Source organism: Tunturiibacter empetritectus (genome assembly GCF_013410875.1).
In the GTDB taxonomy this organism is placed as follows: domain Bacteria; phylum Acidobacteriota; class Terriglobia; order Terriglobales; family Acidobacteriaceae; genus Edaphobacter; species Edaphobacter empetritectus.
The window spans coordinates 956,340-969,752 of sequence record NZ_JACCCU010000002.1; the positions used below are offsets into that span (position 1 = coordinate 956,340).

General features: G+C 54.7%; 14 protein-coding genes and 1 tRNA gene. 6 read left to right on the top strand and 9 right to left on the bottom strand.

Going from position 1 to position 13,413, the window contains the following annotated elements; genetic code table 11:
• Positions 1-4: 4 nt before the first annotated feature.
• From gatC to HDF08_RS16140, 3 genes are all read right to left on the bottom strand, one after another.
• The gene (gene gatC, locus HDF08_RS16130; RefSeq protein WP_179639619.1) at positions 5-331 is read right to left on the bottom strand and encodes an Asp-tRNA(Asn)/Glu-tRNA(Gln) amidotransferase subunit GatC; all 327 of its coding nucleotides are present in this window, start codon (positions 329-331) and stop codon (positions 5-7) included.
• Positions 328-624, bottom strand: a complete 297-nt coding sequence (locus HDF08_RS16135; RefSeq protein WP_179639620.1) for a DciA family protein — start codon at positions 622-624, stop codon at positions 328-330. Before HDF08_RS16135 ends, gatC begins: the two co-directional genes overlap by 4 nt.
• Before the next feature lie 263 nt (positions 625-887).
• Complete coding sequence (locus HDF08_RS16140) at positions 888-1,628, bottom strand: sugar transferase (protein ID WP_179639621.1); 741 nt, start codon at positions 1,626-1,628, stop codon at positions 888-890.
• A 393-nt stretch (positions 1,629-2,021) separates the two neighbouring features.
• On the opposite strand from HDF08_RS16140, the gene rfbC reads away from it, so the two are divergent.
• Positions 2,022-2,609, top strand: a complete 588-nt coding sequence (gene rfbC / locus HDF08_RS16145; protein ID WP_179639622.1) for a dTDP-4-dehydrorhamnose 3,5-epimerase — start codon at positions 2,022-2,024, stop codon at positions 2,607-2,609.
• A 110-nt stretch (positions 2,610-2,719) separates the two neighbouring features.
• Here rfbC and HDF08_RS16150 read toward each other — a convergent pair whose 3' ends face one another.
• The 4 genes from HDF08_RS16150 to rfbB are packed head-to-tail and all read right to left on the bottom strand — an operon-like array spanning position 2,720 to position 6,226.
• Positions 2,720-3,268 (bottom strand): D-glycero-alpha-D-manno-heptose-1,7-bisphosphate 7-phosphatase, encoded by a 549-nt coding sequence (locus HDF08_RS16150; protein ID WP_179639623.1) that lies wholly within the window; start codon positions 3,266-3,268, stop codon positions 2,720-2,722.
• Positions 3,265-4,191, bottom strand: a complete 927-nt coding sequence (gene rfbD / locus HDF08_RS16155) for a dTDP-4-dehydrorhamnose reductase (protein ID WP_179639624.1) — start codon at positions 4,189-4,191, stop codon at positions 3,265-3,267. The genes HDF08_RS16150 and rfbD overlap by 4 nt, the downstream gene beginning before the upstream one ends.
• Positions 4,191-5,066, bottom strand: a complete 876-nt coding sequence (gene rfbA / locus HDF08_RS16160; RefSeq protein WP_179639625.1) for a glucose-1-phosphate thymidylyltransferase RfbA — start codon at positions 5,064-5,066, stop codon at positions 4,191-4,193. The genes rfbD and rfbA overlap by 1 nt, the downstream gene beginning before the upstream one ends.
• Positions 5,063-6,226 carry a dTDP-glucose 4,6-dehydratase gene (rfbB, locus tag HDF08_RS16165; protein ID WP_179639626.1) on the bottom strand — a complete coding sequence of 388 codons (1,164 nt, stop codon included), beginning with the start codon at positions 6,224-6,226 and terminating at the stop codon, positions 5,063-5,065. Before rfbB ends, rfbA begins: the two co-directional genes overlap by 4 nt.
• A 168-nt stretch (positions 6,227-6,394) precedes the next feature.
• On the opposite strand from rfbB, the gene HDF08_RS16170 reads away from it, so the two are divergent.
• The 4 genes from HDF08_RS16170 to HDF08_RS16185 all read left to right on the top strand — a co-directional run bounded on the left by HDF08_RS16170 (position 6,395) and on the right by HDF08_RS16185 (position 8,798).
• On the top strand, positions 6,395-6,619 hold the full coding sequence (locus HDF08_RS16170) for a hypothetical protein (RefSeq protein ID WP_179639627.1): 225 nt from the start codon (positions 6,395-6,397) through the stop codon (positions 6,617-6,619).
• Between the two features lie 200 nt (positions 6,620-6,819).
• On the top strand, positions 6,820-7,968 hold the full coding sequence (locus HDF08_RS16175; protein WP_179639628.1) for a PP2C family protein-serine/threonine phosphatase: 1,149 nt from the start codon (positions 6,820-6,822) through the stop codon (positions 7,966-7,968).
• Positions 7,969-7,976: 8 nt separating this feature from the next.
• The gene (locus HDF08_RS16180; RefSeq protein WP_373563209.1) at positions 7,977-8,420 is read left to right on the top strand and encodes an ATP-binding protein; all 444 of its coding nucleotides are present in this window, start codon (positions 7,977-7,979) and stop codon (positions 8,418-8,420) included.
• Between the two features lie 12 nt (positions 8,421-8,432).
• Positions 8,433-8,798 (top strand): STAS domain-containing protein, encoded by a 366-nt coding sequence (locus tag HDF08_RS16185; RefSeq protein WP_179639629.1) that lies wholly within the window; start codon positions 8,433-8,435, stop codon positions 8,796-8,798.
• Positions 8,799-8,846: 48 nt separating this feature from the next.
• On the opposite strand, the gene HDF08_RS16190 is transcribed toward HDF08_RS16185, so the two are convergent.
• Together HDF08_RS16190 and HDF08_RS16195 are read right to left on the bottom strand one after the other, a co-directional pair.
• Entirely contained in the window at positions 8,847-10,916 is a 2,070-nt protein-coding gene (locus tag HDF08_RS16190) for a PP2C family protein-serine/threonine phosphatase (protein WP_179639630.1), read from the bottom strand.
• A gap of 566 nt (positions 10,917-11,482) precedes the next feature.
• Positions 11,483-12,148: a hypothetical protein gene (locus HDF08_RS16195; RefSeq protein ID WP_179639631.1), complete on the bottom strand. Its 666-nt coding sequence runs from the start codon at positions 12,146-12,148 to the stop codon at positions 11,483-11,485.
• Positions 12,149-13,181: 1,033 nt separating this feature from the next.
• Here HDF08_RS16195 and HDF08_RS16200 point away from each other — a divergent pair.
• Positions 13,182-13,257: transfer RNA gene (locus HDF08_RS16200), tRNA-Ile, on the top strand.
• The last annotated feature ends 156 nt before the right edge of the window (positions 13,258-13,413 follow it).

Consider the following 13,413-nt stretch of genomic DNA (forward strand, 5'->3'; position numbering starts at 1 on the left):
GCGCTCACCTTTCGATCACCTTGGGAACCTTGAAAAACCGCCCATCGGTATCAGGAGCCGCAGACATCACTTCAGCGCGGTCGAGCGACGGCCGTACCTCGTCCCTCCGCAATGCCTCTCCATTGTCGAGCAACGCGCCGCCCAACATCTCCCCTACCTGCGCCATCGCAGGAACCCCAGAAGTATTCAGCTCATTCAATTGATCGATGTGGCCAAGAATGGCGTTCAAGTCTCTTTGCATCCTCGGCTCTTCCTCCGCCGTTAGCTCCAGATTCGCCAACTCTGCGACCCGCCGCACATCCTCCAGGGTCACGCCAGCCTGTTCCTTCATCGCTTGTAGTTCCCCTTCTTATCAAAGTGTATCTCGCTTACAGGTACTCCCGAAATACGCGACAGCTCTGCGGCAAGCTGTCGACGCATACTGACCAGTTGCCGCAACCATACGCCATCTTCCACCTCAACGCGCACCACGCCATTCTCAAATCCTATGACCTGCCCTCGTTCGGCCATTGCCCTTCCGCACGCCACCGGCCACGCTGCCGCGAGTCTGTCCTCCTCCCGGAGCGCTTGCAGGCTCCTTCTTAATGAGCCTTTCAACATATCCCGCATTCCCTCTAAAGGCATCGGCAAACCCCGATCAAGTTGTCACGGTTGAGATTCTCGACTGGGAGTTAAAAGCAAGCTTCCGGCTAAATGTCAGTCATGGGCCAACTTCGTGCCCCACTGTTGAAATTACGGCAGATGCGCGGTTTGTCCAGCCTAGCCCACGGCAAAGCCAAGATACAAAACAAGCTGCAAACCCTCAAGATGAAGAGATAAACTCCACGCGCTAGTGAGTGAGAGACAGGTGGTTGCAGCCACGTCACTTTTATTTTATGTGAGTCAGACTAATACGCGCCATCCTGATTCACTACCGAGGCAAACGTCTTCAGCAGGATCCAGAGGTCTCTCATCAGAGACCATCTTTCAACGTATTCACAGTCAAGTGCGACACGTTTTTCATAGCTCAACGCACTGCGTCCCGACACCTGCCAAAGACCAGTCAAGCCGGGCTTGACCCTGCAGTAGCAGTCGAAGCAATCACCGTACTTTTCTACTTCCGCCGCTACAATCGGTCGAGGCCCCACCAGACTCATCTGTCCAGCAAGCACGTTCCAAAGCTGCGGCAACTCATCCAAACTGTATCGCCGGAGAAAAAGCCCCAGGGGGGTAATCCGCGGATCTTTACGAAGTTTATGGGTCTTCTTCCATTCCGCCCTCGCCTTTGGATATCGCGCTAGATGAGTCTCCAGCACTTCAGCCGAGTTGATACACATCGTGCGGAACTTCCACATGGAAAAAAAGGCGCCATGCTTGCGAATCCGCCGATGCGAATACAAGACTGGCCCGGGCGAACTCAGTTTCACGGAGATGGCCACAATACTGAGTAACAACAGCACAACCGGCATTGAAATCAAAACCAGGACAACATCGACTGATCGTTTGATCACCCGGTATCGGAAGAAGTCGGATGGCGTTTCCTCTGCTCGATGCGAAATCTCTAACGAGCTACCAACCGACTCTGGATACGAATAAGAACCTTCGATAGCCGCTGTCCGCGACTCGGGAGATTGATATTCAGCCTGCATTCGAATCCTGTATCTGTTCGGCTCGCATGTCCGCATGCTCTGCGTTCCATCAGCCGGACCGGTTCCTGTTACACGCCTTGTGTCGCGGTACCTTCTCTAATCCGCTCCTGGAGTCTCAAATGAGACCGGGAAACGGCCGCGCTTCCAAATCACTTCCACCTGCCTGCTCATGCTACCCGTCCATGGACCTTATACGTTGGCCTCTCTATCGGTCGGGTTGGACCAAGTCGACGACTGGGAAAACAAAGCGCATTGATACAACTTCACTATTCTAACCGACGGTGTTCTGAAAAAGGAGTTTACGCATTCCGAGTTCGCCTTTTATTCGTTCCACTTTGGAACCGCCACGTTGGGTCTGTTTTCATGTATGAGTCGAGACACTAAACTACTTTGATGCAGGTTCTTGAAACGCCTCTACGTGACGTTAAGCTACTTCAACCCCAACGCTTCGAAGATAGTCGCGGTTGGTTTGCAGAGGTATTCAATCAATCAACCTTCGCCGCTCAAGGATTATCAGCGAATTTTGTGCAGGACAACCACTCTTTCTCGCTGAAAGGTGTACTTCGCGGCCTTCATTATCAACTTGGCAGGCCTCAGGGCAAGCTCGTCAGAGTCCTCTCCGGCCACATTTGGGACGTGGCAGTCGATCTTCGGCGCGAATCTCCCGATTTCGGCAGATGGGCCGGATTCCACCTGAAAGCCCAATCCTCCGCCGACCAACTGCAACTCCTCTGGATCCCCGAAGGCTTCGCCCACGGCTTTCTTGTTCTCTCAGAGACCGCGGAGGTTTTTTACAAAGCCACGAACCTCTACTACCCTGCGGGAGAGCGCTCCATCCTCTGGAACGATCCCGTCCTCGCTATTGATTGGCCCATCGAGGCGCTCGATGGTAACCCTCCCCTGGTCAGTTCCAAAGACGCCCTAGGCAAGCACTTTCTCGAGGCCGAACTGCCACCGGTCGAAGTGAGTCATCTGGTCTGAAAACTCCGCGAGTAACGTCGCGGTCGAGGAGCTTCTTGCTTCCCCGCAGATTCCGAATCCCGCAGCTTACACAATTTGAACGCAGTGACACCTGCATGCTCAACAGTCGCTTATCCGTGCGCTACCAGCCAACGTTCAACCTCAGCCAAGGACTCCACCATTAGATACTCGCCGTCACATCGGTCAGTCTCAGTCCCTCTGATCAAGAAAGCCTGCCACAATCCGGCTGCGTTCGCGGCCGCCACGTCCGAACATCTGTCTCCAATCATCACACTCTCGTTCAGTTCCACCCCGAATTGAGCAACCCCCCGTCGAAGCATACCCGTGCCGGGCTTCCGATCCTCATGCTCGCGTTTGTACTCGCCAACACCATGCTCGGGATGGAACGGGCAAAAATAAACAGCATCCAGCTCAACCCCCTCTGCACGAAGCTCTGCGCGCATGAACAGCATCAGCGCGTGGAAATCGGCCTCAGAGTAGTAGCCCCGCGCGATGCCCGCCTGATTGGTCACAACGATCAGCCGATATCCAAGTCCTACAGCGGTCTTGCAGAGCGAAAATATCCCATCAACAAATCGCACCTCCTCGGCGCGGTGCAGATATCCCACCTCTTCATTGACAACACCATCTCGATCGAGAAATAACGCTCGCTGCTTCATAGCTCTGCTAACACCTCTCGCAGCGATTGCCGCCAGTCCATCATGGACCAACTGAATCGTTCCCTCAGCTTGCTGCAGTTCAACCGTGAGTTCAACGGCCGCCTCGCAGGAGTGGGATATTGAGCAGTCGAGATTGCCTCGACGGTCGCAAACTGCACTCCAGGCTCCATTTCGCGGCGCAGTTGAAGCGCCTCCGCTGCAAATTCGAACCATGTAGTCTCACCGCAGCCAGCCGCGTGGTAAATCCCGCTCGCGTCCTCAATTGACCTCTCTAGTCCGGTTGTCTCTGCGGTTGCTTCGACTCGCCCGATTACATGCGCTGTCATCCTCGCCAGATCACGACTCCAGGTTGGCGCACCATGCTGGTCGTTCACGATTCGTAATGTCTCGCGTTCGCTTGCAAGCTTCAAGATCGTCAACAGAAAATTCCGCCCTCGTCCTCCATAGACCCAACTCGTGCGGAAGATCATGTGCCCTGCACCACTCTCCGCAAGTGCCCTCTCGCCGGCCAGCTTGCTCGCGCCATAGACACTCCCTGGTTCGGCTGCATCAGTTTCAAGGTATGGTCTATTCCCTAAGCCATCAAAAACATAGTCCGTAGAAAAATGGACGACACCAGCACCAAGCGCTCGCGCCTCTTCTCCTATTACCCTGACAGCCTCGGCATTAATCGCATTCGCCATCTCCGGCTCGCTCTCCGCTTTGTCGACCGCCGTGTAAGCTCCGGGATTCACAATCCATCTGGGCCGAATCGCACGAATCGTCTCCCTGACCGAAACCGCATTCGCAAGATCCATCATTTCGCGTTCCGGGGCAACCACATCCCCCAACGACTTCAGGGTCTGAAGTAGCTCACCACCAACCTGGCCCGAAGCTCCCGTCAACAGGATCCGCTCACCCAGCGGCAACCTCCCAGACACCATCAGTACACCGTCTCTTCCAGCACCCTCAGCAGATACTGCCCATAAGTGCTCTTCGCGATCTTCGATGCCAGGTTTCGCAGCTGATCGGTATTTATGTAACCGAGCCGGTACACAATCTCTTCAGGGCAAGCTACCTTCAGCCCCTGTCGCTTCTCAATCGTATGGATGAACGTCGCCGCATCCAGCAGAGAATCGTGTGTTCCAGTATCGAGCCATGCGATTCCGCGGCCAAGCACCTGAGTCCTCAGTTGTCCTCGCTCCAGGTACCAGCGATTTACATCTGTGATCTCGAGTTCACCCCGCGGCGAGGGTTTCAGCCCTTCAGCGATGCCAACAACCTGCGCATCATAAAAGTAGATTCCCGTCACCGCATAGCGCGACTTCGGTTTCAGCGGCTTCTCTTCAATCGAGATCGCCTGGCGATGCTGGTCGAACTCCACAACCCCATATCGCTCCGGGTCAAGAACAGGATAAGCGAACACTGTCGCTCCGGCACCACCTGCAGCAGCCTCCCGTAATGTCCTGGCAAAATCATGTCCGTAGAAGATGTTGTCTCCCAGCACCAGACAACACCCCTTCCCTGCAAGAAACTCTTTACCGATCAAAAACGCCTGGGCCAGACCATCTGGAGACGGCTGCACCGCATACTGAAGCTTGATTCCCCACTGCTCACCACTTCCCAACAGCTGCTCGAAACGCGGGGTATCTTCCGGAGTAGAGATCACGAGAATCTCGCGAATCCCTGCCAGTAAGAGCGCCGACAGCGGATAGTAGATCATCGGCTTGTCGTAGACCGGCAGCAGTTGCTTTGAGACTACCTGCGTGACCGGATGCAGCCTCGTCCCAGAGCCGCCTGCGAGAATAATCCCCTTCATCGAACCCTCTCGCCTGCCTCGGTCAAGAAGCCACGATCAGCAACAGCAAGCTGATCTTCGCGACCGGAATAGTTCTGGAGAACCCATTGCTGATAAGCCCCGCTGGTTACATGCTCTACCCACGACGCGTTTCTCAGATACCACTCCACCGTCTTCCTCAGCCCGGTCTCAAAGCTCTCCTGCGCTCTCCAGCCGAGTTCTCCCTCAAGCTTGCGCGCATCGATCGCATACCGTCGATCATGCCCCGGCCGATCGGTAACGTAGGTCATCAACTGCAGATGCGGTTTAAATTTTGACTGCGGCACCAGCTCATCCAGCAGTGCGCACACCGTAGTCACTACCTCGAGATTGCTTCGCTGATTTCCCCCGCCGATGTTGTACGTCTCGCCAATGCGGCCTCGTTCCAGAATCGTGCGCAAGGCACTCGCATGGTCTCCTACATACAACCAGTCTCTAACCTGTTGTCCATCTCCATAGACAGGCAGCGGCTTACCCTGCAGCGCATTCGCAATCATCAGCGGAATCAGCTTCTCTGGAAACTGATACGGCCCGTAGTTATTTGAGCAGTTCGTGATGATAGCCGGTAGCCCGTAGGTATGCACCCATGCCCTCACCAGATGGTCCGACGCCGCCTTCGACGCCGCATAAGGACTGTTTGGAGCGTATGGCGTGTCTTCATGAAAAGCCGGCGCCTCCGGCGTCAGCGTGCCATACACCTCATCGGTCGAAACATGCAGAAAGCGGAACCTCTCCCGATCTGCCCCTGCTAAGCCCTCGTAGTACGCCCGTGCCGCCTGCAGCAAGGTAAATGTGCCGTCGATATTGGTTCGCAGAAACGCTTCTGGGCCCAAAATCGAACGGTCGACATGGCTTTCCGCTGCGAAATGAATCACCGCTCGCGGGCGGTATCTTTGCAGCAATCCGGAAACCGCCTTCGCGTCGCAGATATCACCATGCACAAACGTGTAGGCAGAGCTGCGCTCAATAGACGCAAGGTTCTCCGGATTCCCCGCATACGTCAGCTTGTCCAGGTTGACGACCGGTCCATGGCCTGCAGCCAGCCAGTCCAGCACGTAGTTGCTCCCTATAAACCCGGCTCCGCCAGTCACTAGAATGGAATCGCTGCACGGGATCGCTTCTGCCTCTGTTGCTGCTCTCATGTTTCTGTTTATGCCTCCGAACTTTGGTTCCAACGCTTAATAATAGGCTACCTACCCTTCGCCATCAGGTGGATCACCTCCCGGCGGTGTTTTGCCTTTGCGAAGAACCAGGCAACTGCAAACTCCACCGTTCTCTCCAATGGAGATCGAGACGCGAAAGGTGACCCTATGACCACGAATAATCAACAGTCCAATCAAACCAGCTACCAGACGCCTGCGGGCGACTCAAAACATGCTGTAGAACCCTCAGGTCCCAAGGGGGATAACCCATCGACCGCAGGCCCGGGCCCCACAAAGGTCACCTCCAACACCCCGGAAAATAATCGGGGGCGCATCAATCCCTCGGCGCCCGAAGATGCGAACACAACCCCAGGCACAACAGACAAGAAATAAGATTGTTCTGTTCAATGTCTTTCATCCGTGGTATCTCCTGAAAGGACCTACAAGACGTCGACATCCACTGCGCCAGTCGAGTTTGCGCCACTGTTTGCCCAGGAAACAGTGGATAACGGCAGGAGCGAACCCTTCGCCCGCCTATGCGGCAAAGAGTTCTTATCGTCGTCTGAAAGGGGTTACGTGAAGGAGCAGTTCCCATGGAAATCGAAAGCAGTCTCCATCTTCAGCAGCAAATTGCACGTCTACAAGCACTCCTCGACACGACCCACAGAATCCATAGCACCATCGAATTGGACAGCGTTCTCCGCAGCGTCCTGCAGATCACCGTGCGGGAACTTGAGATGGCGGGTGCATTTTTTACAGCCTTTCCGTTTTCTTACGGGGAGATCCCCCCACGATTTCTCTTGCATCCGCCGTCCTCCGATCCAAGACGCGGTTGTTACCGCTTCCCTTTGCTGGATCGCCACGGTGCTGCCCTTACCGAAATGGTAGTCATCACCCGCGAAGGCGCTCCGCTCACCCTCTTCGAGCAGGACTTTCTAGAACATCTCGCAGTCCAGGCCGCCGTCGCGATTGAAAACGCACGATATCACGAACAAACCCTGGATATGGAGAGGGTCAAGCAGGATCTCTCCTGCGCACGCGACATTCAGCGGAGCCTCCTTCCTCAAACGTTTCCAGACATCTCCGGCTACAGCATCGCGGGCCGCTCGCAGACCTGCTATGAAGTCGGCGGCGACTACCTCGATCTCATCCCACTTACCTCTGGCGAGCTGATGATCGTCGTAGCCGACGTCGCAGGCAAAGGCCTTGCCTCGGCCCTGGTTGGCAGCTCATTTCGGGCGGCGTTGCGAGCTATCGCGAACTCTGGGATGCCGCTCGCCGACATGGCGACACACATGAACCTTCTCCACTACAAAGAAGGCGAGGAGTCCCGCCGCCGCTACGTCACGGCCATGTTCCTGAAGCTTGATCCAAAGACACATACTGTCGAAGTAGTTAACTGCGGTCACAATCCGGCCTTTCTTCTCAACGGCAGCGATGTCCCTGAGTTGATTGAGGCCAGTGGAACCCCGGTCGGAATGTTGCCTTTCTCTGGTTACTCGGCAGAAAAATATGTACTGTCCGAGAAGGCGAAGCTGCTAATCTACACCGACGGAATGACTGAGGTATTTCAAGGTGACGAAGAATTCGGCCAGGATCGTCTCATGGAGGCCTTCCGCACCTGCCGAGTCTCGGACGCGACTGGAACACTGAACTCGATTTGGCAGACTCTGGATGCTTTCTCCAATCAGGAAAACCAATCAGACGATATGACCGCACTCGTAATTGGACGAAAGCCGTAGGAGGGGAAGTGAACGGAAAGAACGTGAACAGCATCGAGCTGCGTCTTCCTTCGCGTCTCGGCTTTGAAAAAGTTGCAATGAGCACCGCCTCCAGTGTCGCCAAACTGATGGGCTTCGCTCCGGACCGGGTTGAAGATCTAAAAACCGCTGTCGCCGAAGCTTGCATCAATGCCATGGAGCATGGAAACAAACTCGACGAATCTCTGATTGTCGATGTCATTCTCTCCATGAACGAGGGTTCCCTTGAAGTAAAGGTGCTCGACACGGGCACCGGGCCTCCGGGCGGAGTTCACGCCCCGGATATGGACAAAAAAATGCACGGAGAAGAGGCTAGTCGCGGCATGGGAATGTTCCTTATTCAGTCTTTGGTGGATGAGGCAGAATGGGTGAGTGCGCCTCTCACTGGAAGCTACGCCCGACTCGTCATACGCTTAAACAACACTGGAGATTGAGGAGACACCAAGATGGCGGACTCAGGTACGAAGGTCAAAATGGAGCAGGTTAAGTGCGCCTCTGGCGATCCAATCACGGTACTGCGCTTCGCCGGCGACATCACGAGTTCGTCCGAGCCTGCGGTACTAGGCACGTACAGCGGACTATCGCCCGAGACATCCAAGCGCATCCTGCTTGATTTTTCCAAGGTGGAGTATCTCAACTCCAGCGGCATCGCACTGATCATTCAACTGCTCTACGCTGCAAGTCAGAAAGGACAAACCGTCCAGACCTTCGGCCTGACTCCGCACTTCCAGAAAGTCTTCACCATGGTAGGCATAACGAAGTACACCAAACTCTACCCCGATGAAGCCGCCGCCTGTGCAGGCTTCGAATAAACCTGAGCCTTCGCTGAGGCATCAAATCGTCCTCGCTGAAACCGCGGTTTACATCGCCGTGAGAATGCGCTTCTCGTCAGGAACGTTCTCAGGCTGGAGTCTGCGCTGAATCCGCAGCACCAGAATGTCATCTTCCTGCCCAAAGTCCTGGGCAGCCGACGCCAACTCTGCCGCTGAGATTGGCTGTTGCAGCATCTTCTCGATGCGTTCAAACCCAAACAGCTGCTTCTCTTGATCCTGCGCCTCAGCGACTCCATCGGACATCAGCATCAGTGTGTCCCCTGGCTCCAGCTTGAAATGGGAGACAAAGAACTCAGCTCCAGGCACCACGCCGATCGGCAGCGAACCGCCCATCTCAACCTCTGCCCCGTTCAGATACGGTGGCAGATGTCCCGCGTTTGCCAGCGTGACCCGCCCGTCGGTGCAAATCTGCAGGATGAGGCAGGTCGCACTGGCCCGACCACGCCCCCACAACCGATCATTAAGGCTGTTCATTAAAATCAAAGGATCGGAGTCGTATTGAACCGCCGTCCGTATCGCGCCAACGATCAGCGCAACCAACATCCCAGCCTGCAAGCCCTTCCCTGTGACGTCGCCAACCACGATCAGCACGCTGCCATCCTCCTGCACAGGAAGGATCTGGAAGAAGTCCCCGCCGACCTCACGTGCCGGACGATACTCACTTTCGATGGCAAGACCAGGTGTCTGCGGTAGATGCTCTGGAATAAGCACGTGTTGAATCTGCCGTGCCTGTTCGATCTCAGCCTTCCACTGTTCACGTATCCGCTGGGTCTGCAGGAATCGCCGAACCAACATGACCGTGATCAGAAAGAGTGAGAAGATCGTCGAGATAGTTCCCAATTGAACATCGAATCCAAGGATGTTGAATGCGGTCGGTATATGAAGAAGAAGGCGGAGTTGTACTTGAAAGAGAGCGACGGCTACCAGAACGACTGCCGAGAGGGCCAGCCATCCTTCGGTCTTCTGTTTGCGGATACCTCGAAAGGTAATTGCGCACAAAAGCGCAGCAAAACTAAGCCTCAGCCCCAGCAGAATAGGTAGCAGATAAACGGAAGCGTGCACCGGGATGTGTTCACCGTAAATCGGCGCACTCATCATGGCCGTTCCGATCATCGTAAGCGCGACCAGCCCCCAAACGATGCGATGAACCCACTGCATCTGGCTGATGCGGAACCAATAGCCCCAGAAGATAACCCAAAGCCCAATTCGAATCGGATTAATGATGACAGACTGCAGAAAAATTCCAGGTGTCAGGGCAATCCATGGCACAAAACTGACAATCAGGACGACGCCATTTCCCAGGATCGTCACTGCGCAAACCAGGCTTAGCCACAGATACGAAGGTTCCGTGCGGTCCATTGAGAGAAGGCTGACTGCGACCATCCATGCAAGGAGCAGAATCAACATCTCCAGGAAGCCACTGCCTACAACGTGCGCGGTGTTGTCCCAGTCCATCTGAATCAGGGTTCCAATCACTCCGGCGTGGCCAAGAACTGGAGGTTCGTGCATTCCCCCCGCGTCTGGAGTAAGAAAAAGAGATGCACTGTCCATGTAGATCCGCACCGCAATAGTAATTGGCCCGTTGCGCAGCTCTCTCGGCAGCCGAAACTCTCGCGGAAGTGTGCTATACGCGGTCGTCCTATGTTCGCCAAACTTCCCGAGTTCCCCAAGCAGCTGACCATTGACATAAAGCTGATATGCGTCGTCGACTTCGTTCGGCATCTTGATCGCAAGCCTGCCGTGCGAACTCTGCACATTCACGCGCAGCCGATACCAGGCAAATCCCGTATGTTTCGGATAACCGTTGGCGGTCCAGCCAGGAATGTATCCGCTGCTGCCTAGCTCCGGATTCGCGGACCCCGCAGGTGGAGTCAGATCGATCGTCCCCCAGCTCGAGTCGTCAAAGTCCGGTTGCGCCCAGGCCATGTCGTCGCCGATATGGAACTTCCAGAGGCCGGAGAGTTCGACGGTGCTATCGCCGAGCGTGGCCTCCAACTGCACTCTAGGTGCAGGAGCTGACTTGGGTTTCTCTCCACGCAGTCCAACTGCAAAACCAAAGAGCAGCAACAACACGGTCGAAACTCTTGCACGGCGCATAGATGCAACTCTCAAAACTTGTCGATAAAATCTGTCTGCGGATGAAAGGAAGACCCGAACACTACTCCCCACGGACTGGGCTAAGGGTAGCTGCGACTTTCCTCACATCAGCCCGCGTCTGATTCTGAGTGAGGTTCTCTTGGAACTTTCCAAAAAACTGTTCCAACGATTGCCAGGCAAGACTTTCGGTTGAGGAGGTAGCTAGCCCGCAGGTTGCTTTTCGAAGGTTACGCAAAACAAAGCTCCGATGTCAACGTCATCTTTCTGACACCACGGGACTTTGGGGCACGGTGACCCGAAAGACCATGGGCTCGCGTCCTGCAACTCAGCCACAATAAAACCGTTGTGAACCACGCCGTTTCAGCCACCTCTGCCTTGCCTATCTGGAACAGGTCAGTGACTCTCACTTTGTCATTACTCGACCCACCACAAGACCGACGTTCATAACAAGGAAACCCAGGCTTGAGCCCGGGTTTCCTTCCAACTCTATTGACGTTCAGGGAGACGAGCTATTTGGCTCCTGCCCGCCTCCCTGATTTCAACTCCATCTGACTCAGCGGTTACAGTCAGTTTGGCTTTCTGACAGTCGTCCAGAGCCGGCGCGACATATACATGCCAGCCATCATGACGCCCGTCGAGAACAGCAACAGCGAATCCGGCTCAGGGGCGACACCGATCGTTCCGGACCCTCCCTGGAAGTCGCCGGGATTTTCTCCCTGCTCGAAGACTATAAGTGCGCCCCCAGGAGCAACACCCGCGCCACCCGCAAAATCCAGAGCGTACTCAAGAGGATTGCTGGGATCAGGTCCACAACTCACAACGTTTAGAGCGCTCGGAATAACGGTGCCCCCATTCCCAACCTGACCACCCGAGTCGCACTGGGGAGTGGTACTAAGAGGTGCAATAAGAAAACCAAGGTCGAGCGAGGTAATAGTTTGGCCCGATTCATTGTCTACGACAAAGCATCCGTAGGTGCCTGAAGTGAGGCCGTTTCCAATTCCAGCCCCGTTGCAAGCAGCTTGCGAAAGGTTAACAGGGGAGATGTCACCACCAGTAAAGATCGTGCAATTCGTGTTGCCCGGAGATCCTTGGGGAACGCCCGGCGGATTGCAAACATCCACTGCTGGAGGGTCAAGAACGGTCATTCGGAAGTCGATGCCGCTCGCGTGGGCGAGGCTGGAACCGCCGCAAAGCAGAGCCAGAACGAAAAGGATGCGAAGAAGATGTTTCATTATCTGTATTCCTCCAGAAAACTCATGTGTTTATCTGCAACCACAGCTTGGATCAGGAAATCGTGCCGGTACACCGTTGGACCTTATCGTTTATGACCCTTGATTGCGATTTCATGAAGCACGTGACATGCCAAAGAAAAACCCGAAAAATCCAGCAAAATCACTAACTCCGTCTTTCTCAATGCGCAGAACATTGCAGGGCAAACGGAAGTATTAGTATCTTTCAGGGCACGGGAAACCCGCGGCGACTTCATCTGACTTCCTCCAGAACGGGCGCCGTTTGGGGCAATGGATAACACGTTCAAAATGAAGTGTCAGGAGATGGCTGAACTCCGCGAAGAATGCCAATAATCCTTAACCGGATTTAACACAATCCTGTTCCAAACTTCGATTCCCCGGCCCTACTCCTGTCCTTTTGGCTAACCAACCGTTACTTTCAAATAGTTGATGCGTCTGACATTCGAATCCAGTTGGTCAGGTGAGAAGGCTATGAGCCGAATCTGTTGGGGAACTTTTTCGTGCACAGAGCTTTCTACCGTTTTGCAGGCATTCTTAGCGTTCTGCTCTTTGTCAGTCGATCCTAGGCCAGACACAATTGGCTAGATCGCAGCAAAACAAAACGACGCAATACATCCGGAATGTGACGGGTTGCTTACCCGCTTCACTATGCTGCCCTGCCAGACACTTGACGGTAACGGGGCCATTGTAAATATCTCGACAGGCACAGACCTTTTCCTGATCTACGCAAAATCCCCAATTACTTATCGGCTGATTTTGAGCTGCACTCTCTACGCCATACAATGCTGATTAGGCTTGGGGAATCGGGAGTGACGCTTTCATCACCATGCGGATTGCCGAACACAGCACTACCCTCGTATCGCAACGGTATATCCATCCGACGCCAGGCAGTGGAGCGCGCTTTCGAGCGGTTGTAATTGTCTGGCAACGGGACCCGAAGTTGAGCCGAAAAGACAGCTACGCGGCGTGGCAGTATCCGCTACCCTGTCGCAGTCGTTGTCCGTAAGTCATGGAAGGGCCTGTAGCTCAACGGTTAGAGCAGGGGACTCATAATCCCTTGGTTGGGGGTTCAAATCCCTCCGGGCCCACCATTCGCGTAAGGGATTGATTCTAGGCTCGGATGTGAGTGCGCGGAAATACGATCAATATTCTGAGTGTAGAGAACGTATTCGGACCCGACTACGTTGTACTCACCGTTTGTTCTTTTCGATTTCCAATAAAGACTGACTAAACTCCGCCTTCAACTG

What these genes read in the sequence shown, in the direction of transcription:
- rfbD (WP_179639624.1), bottom strand. Translation starts at nt 4,191, where the DNA reads ATGGTGTCTGGGAGGTTGCCGCTGGGTGAGCGGATCCTGTTGACGGGA.
- gatC (WP_179639619.1), bottom strand. Translation starts at nt 331, where the DNA reads ATGAAGGAACAGGCTGGCGTGACCCTGGAGGATGTGCGGCGGGTCGCA.
- rfbA (WP_179639625.1), bottom strand. Translation starts at nt 5,066, where the DNA reads ATGAAGGGGATTATTCTCGCAGGCGGCTCTGGGACGAGGCTGCATCCG.
- HDF08_RS16190 (WP_179639630.1), bottom strand. Translation starts at nt 10,916, where the DNA reads ATGCGCCGTGCAAGAGTTTCGACCGTGTTGTTGCTGCTCTTTGGTTTT.
- rfbB (WP_179639626.1), bottom strand. Translation starts at nt 6,226, where the DNA reads ATGAGAGCAGCAACAGAGGCAGAAGCGATCCCGTGCAGCGATTCCATT.
- HDF08_RS16150 (WP_179639623.1), bottom strand. Translation starts at nt 3,268, where the DNA reads ATGAAGCAGCGAGCGTTATTTCTCGATCGAGATGGTGTTGTCAATGAA.
- HDF08_RS16140 (WP_179639621.1), bottom strand. Translation starts at nt 1,628, where the DNA reads ATGCAGGCTGAATATCAATCTCCCGAGTCGCGGACAGCGGCTATCGAA.
- HDF08_RS16185 (WP_179639629.1), top strand. Translation starts at nt 8,433, where the DNA reads ATGGCGGACTCAGGTACGAAGGTCAAAATGGAGCAGGTTAAGTGCGCC.
- HDF08_RS16135 (WP_179639620.1), bottom strand. Translation starts at nt 624, where the DNA reads ATGCCTTTAGAGGGAATGCGGGATATGTTGAAAGGCTCATTAAGAAGG.
- HDF08_RS16175 (WP_179639628.1), top strand. Translation starts at nt 6,820, where the DNA reads ATGGAAATCGAAAGCAGTCTCCATCTTCAGCAGCAAATTGCACGTCTA.
- rfbC (WP_179639622.1), top strand. Translation starts at nt 2,022, where the DNA reads ATGCAGGTTCTTGAAACGCCTCTACGTGACGTTAAGCTACTTCAACCC.
- HDF08_RS16195 (WP_179639631.1), bottom strand. Translation starts at nt 12,148, where the DNA reads ATGAAACATCTTCTTCGCATCCTTTTCGTTCTGGCTCTGCTTTGCGGC.
- HDF08_RS16170 (WP_179639627.1), top strand. Translation starts at nt 6,395, where the DNA reads ATGACCACGAATAATCAACAGTCCAATCAAACCAGCTACCAGACGCCT.